The organism is Nigerium sp., assembly GCF_039811905.1.
GTDB lineage: Bacteria > Actinomycetota > Actinomycetes > Propionibacteriales > Propionibacteriaceae > Propioniciclava.
The window spans coordinates 1-3,493 of record NZ_JBDHZL010000169.1 but is presented as its reverse complement, the minus strand read 5'-3'; the positions used below and the strand labels follow the sequence as shown (position 1 = coordinate 3,493).

Below are 3,493 nucleotides of genomic sequence, written 5' to 3'. Positions count from 1 at the left end.
TGCAGTAGGGCGGTCTATGACCAGATGAAGGCCCGGGACGCCCAGTACGCCGAGGCGGAGCGGATCTACCGGGAGTTGAACGATCTCGATGTCCGAGCCCAGCGGGGCGAGAAGATCCCTGACAGGGAACTTGACGCGCTCGTGAGCAAGGGCCTTGCGTCGAGAGTGCGCAGCGACTATAGGAAGGCCGCAGGAGAACAGCGTTTTCTTAGGGGCGGGGATGTCCGGATTGTGTGGCTCCGTCGCTTAGATGACCGTGCCCCTGACAGCGCCCTTGCCTTGTCTGCCTGCATCGATGGGTCCTCGGCAACCTTGATGCAGAAGGGCCGCGCAGTTGGCAAAGGTGGCGTCATCATCCGTGACTTGAGCTTCGGGCAGGAGGCCGGGACGCTCAAGGCGGTCGATGCGCGCTTCGAAACGGTCCAGGCATGTTGAGAGCGCTGGGCATTCGCTACCGAAAGGGTGGCTGGGTCGTCACCATGCTGTCCTTGGTCGTTCTCCTGGATGGTTCAACGCCGGCGTTCGCGGCGCCACGAGCGACCGCAGCTGCGGCCCAGTCCGGATCGAACGGCTACTCAGGAACAGCGACGGCGTCCAGTCCTGGGTCGACTGACCGCACGACGAAGGAGATCGGTTTGCGATCGAGCAAGCATCGCTCGGGGTCGTGGGGGAAGACCTCTCTGGGGTCAGCTCGTGATGCGCAGCGGACCCCGTCCGTGCGTCGAATGGGAGTCACCATCAAACGTGGTCCGCGGATTCCGTCTGTGCGGCCGCGGCAGATGTTCATTCCTGAGTGCTACGGGCCGAACAACGAGTTCTTGTGTGCCCCACCGTCGACGCCGAGCGTGCCGGCTGCGCCCCAGAAGCGAGGGCGGGCCGTCCCGACAGCTCCGGTGTGGACGTATTCGATGGTCGAGCAGGTGGTGCGGCGGGTCGACGTGAGCTTGGTGCTGCCGGATCCGACGATCCGGGTCGGGCCAGACCCGTCGGTCAACGAGTGGAACATGGCCGTGGTCGGGTATCCGTTGTGGCTGTGGAGCGATAGCCCCGCCGTCGTGTCCCGCACCGCGAGCCGTGACGGGCTGTCGTTCACGCTGACAGGCCGCCGGACGCAGGTGCAGTTCGACATGGGCGACGGCACGACCCTGACGTGTAGCGAGATGACGCCGTTCGACAGCAGCGTGGAGCCCGCAACCCCCTCACCCACCTGCGGCCACGTGTACGAGACCGCATCCCTGCCTGAGGGCCGCTACACGATCCGGGCCACCAGCACCTGGAGCGTGACCTGGTCGTCGCTGGGTTTCTCCGGCGTCCTGCCCGGCCAGACCACCACGACCCGCACGCTGCCTGTCGGCGAACTCCAGTCCGTGCTCCGCCGTTAGCCGACGAGGCGGCGTCCCTCACGCCGAGTAGCGCGGAACAGGCGTGCATCGCTTTGCCGTGCCTCCTCGCGGCGGGCAGACTGAGGGGGTGACAGAACAAGAGAGCGGCGACTCGAATCGGCGGCGCGGGCCCGGGGGCCGTCCGGGGGGATCATCGTGGTCCCGGGGCGGAACCGGAGGGTCGCGTCCGGGAGGACGGACGGGCGGCGCCGGGCGAGGCGCGTATCGCGGGGGCTCGCGACCCGGTGGTGGGCGCGACCGGCGTGATGATCGTTCCGGTGGTCGGTTCGGTTCCGACTCCGGGGGGCGCCGCTACGATCGCGACGACTCCGGGTCAGGAGGGTTCCGGGGTGGCCGATCGGGAGATCGCCGCTACGACCGATCCGACCGGCAGGGTGACCGGGGTGGCCACAACCGCGACGATCGGCGTCCTGAGCGTGACAATCGTGGGTACAACCGCGACGATCGGCGTCCTGACCGAGACGACCGCGGGTACGGCCGCGACGATCGGCGCGGCGGATATGGACGGTCGGATCGTCGCGACGACCGGGACCGCGGGGGCCGCGGCTACAACGCCGGGCCCCGGGGAGACCGTGACGAGCGACGTTGGGGTGGCGACGACGACCGTCGTCCGCGACGGGACGGCGATGGCGGAGAGCGGCGGGGCGGGCGTCCGTTCAATCCTGGCGCCAAGCGACGCTCGTTCGGGCCGGACAGTGGGCCCCGTCGCAACGGCGACGGCGGTCGCGGCCCGCGGCGTCCGTATGAACGCGACGATCGCGACCGCGGCGAACGCAACTTCTCGCGCGGCGACCGAGGGTTCTCCCGAGGGCGGGATGAGCGCGGGTACTCGCGCGACCGAGACGATCGCGGAGGAAACCGAGGCTTCTCCCGCGGGCGCGATGATCGCGACGCGCGAGGCTTTTCGCGGGGCCGGGACGACGAACGCGGGGGAAACCGGGGCTACTCGCGGGACCGGGAGGATCGCGGATACTCCCGCGGCCGGGACGACCGCGGATACTCCCGCGGCCGAGACGACCGGGGCGGTGAGCGCGCCCGGTCTGGCGGCGGGTACTCCCGAGACGATCGTCCGCGACGCTACGACGACGACCGCCGCGGCGACCGCGGCGGATTCCGAGACGATCGGCGTGACCGGGACGCCCGCCGCTACGGCCGAAGCGACCGAGACGAGCGGCCCTGGGAGGACCGTCAGGAGGACGGCCCGCCGGAGGCGCCGCGTCCCGGGTTCGCGCCGAAGGTCGACGAACCGGCTACCCCGGAGGGGCTTGACCTGCGGGAGTTGCCGCGCGGCGTCCGGGCGGAGCTGCGCAGCCTGAACGCGGAGCGCGCCGAGATCGTCGGCGCCCACCTGCTGCAGGCCGGCAAGCTGATCGACAGCGATCCCCAGCTTGCCTACGCGCACGCCGAAGCTGCGCGCCGCCGGGCGGCGCGTCTGCCCGTGGTGCGCGAGGCGACGGGCGAGGCGGCCTACGCGGCCGGCGAGTATGCGGCGGCGCTGAACGAGTTCCGGGCGCTGCGGCGCATGAGTGGGGGCGACGAGTTCCTGCCGGCGATGGCCGACTGCGAACGCGCGCTGGGACATCCTGACAAGGCGCTTCGCCTCGTCAAGGAGGGGCTGGCGACGTCCCCCGAATTCCCGCAGCGCGTCGAACTGCGCCTCGTCGAGGCCGGCGCCCGGCAGGATCTGGGCCAGCCGGACGAGGCGCTCCGTTTGCTGCGTCACGAGCTGGAGTCGAGTGGCGGCAAGGGGCCGAGGCTCACGCGCGTCCGGCTGCGGTACGCCTACGCCGATCTGCTGGCCCGCAACGGCGACGACGACGGCGCCGAACGATGGTTCGCCGCGGCGGCCGCGCTCGACACCGAGGGAGAGACGGACGCCGCCGATCGCGTCGCCGCCCTCCAGGGCCTGGTGCTCGAACTCGATGAGGACGAGCTGGACGACGATCAGGATCAGGACGCCGAGTCAGAGGACGAGCCCGAGCCCGAGCAGAGCGAGCCAGAGCCCGAGGAGGACGAGCCCGAGCCCGAGCAGGATGATCCCGAGCAAGATGACGAGGCCCAGCAGGATGAGTCCGAGCCCGAGGCGGCGG

4 protein-coding genes are annotated in these 3,493 nt (G+C 70.5%); all 4 read left to right on the top strand.

Translation table 11 applies throughout. The features are described from left to right. The coding region (locus WMJ97_RS14805) for a hypothetical protein (protein WP_347349773.1) at positions 1-435 on the top strand (435 nt) is incomplete at its 5' end. A 473-nt stretch (positions 436-908) separates the two neighbouring features. Further along, entirely contained in the window at positions 909-1,382 is a 474-nt protein-coding gene (locus WMJ97_RS14800; protein WP_347349772.1) for a hypothetical protein, read from the top strand. Positions 1,383-1,732: 350 nt separating this feature from the next. Next, positions 1,733-2,719: a hypothetical protein gene (locus tag WMJ97_RS14795; RefSeq protein WP_347349771.1), complete on the top strand. Its 987-nt coding sequence runs from the start codon at positions 1,733-1,735 to the stop codon at positions 2,717-2,719. After that, positions 2,683-3,493: hypothetical protein (locus WMJ97_RS14790; RefSeq protein ID WP_347349770.1), on the top strand; the 811-nt coding region annotated here is incomplete at its 3' end. The genes WMJ97_RS14795 and WMJ97_RS14790, both read left to right, overlap by 37 nt.